Annotated in this window: 1 protein-coding gene; it reads left to right on the top strand. The window is 66.0% G+C overall.

Annotation, left to right across the window (positions count from 1 at the left end; genetic code table 11):
• Positions 1-701, top strand: a 701-nt coding sequence (locus RHBS_RS28310) for an ATP-grasp domain-containing protein (protein ID WP_128646953.1), incomplete at both ends; no start/stop codon positions are given.

Here is a 701-nt window from a genome sequence, read left to right as displayed (position 1 = left end):
CCGGTCAAGGACGCCGACGAGATCCTGGCGTTCGTCGACGAACACGGCCTCCCGATCGCGATCAAAGCCGCATTCGGTGGCGGCGGACGCGGCATGAAAGTCGCCCGCACCCGCGAGGAAATCCCCGAACTGTTCGACTCCGCCACCCGCGAAGCCGTCGCCGCGTTCGGGCGTGGGGAATGCTTCGTCGAACGCTACCTCGACAAGCCCCGCCACGTCGAAGCACAGGTCATCGCCGACCAACACGGCAACGTCGTCGTCGCCGGCACCCGCGACTGCTCCCTGCAACGCCGCTTCCAGAAACTCGTCGAAGAAGCCCCCGCCCCGTTCCTCACCGACGCCCAACGCAAAGAAATCCACTCGAGCGCCAAAGCCATCTGCCTCGAAGCCGGCTACTACGGCGCCGGCACCGTCGAATACCTCGTCGGCCAAGACGGCCTCGTCTCGTTCCTCGAAGTCAACACCCGACTGCAGGTCGAACACCCCGTCACCGAGGAAACCTCCGGCATCGACCTGGTCCTGCAACAATTCCGCATCGCCAACGGCGAAGAACTGTCCATCACCGAAGACCCCGAACCACGCGGCCACTCCTTCGAGTTCCGGATCAACGGCGAAGACGCCGGACGCGGATTCCTGCCCGCCCCCGGACCGGTCACCACCTTCACCGCCCCCTCCGGACCGGGTGTGCGGGTCGATTCCGG

The sequence above is a fragment of the Rhodococcus sp. BS-15 genome, from assembly GCF_000813105.1.
Classification (GTDB): Bacteria; Actinomycetota; Actinomycetes; order Mycobacteriales; family Mycobacteriaceae; genus Rhodococcoides.
Note: the sequence above shows the minus strand (reverse complement) of the source record. Positions and strands in the feature narration are given on the sequence as shown.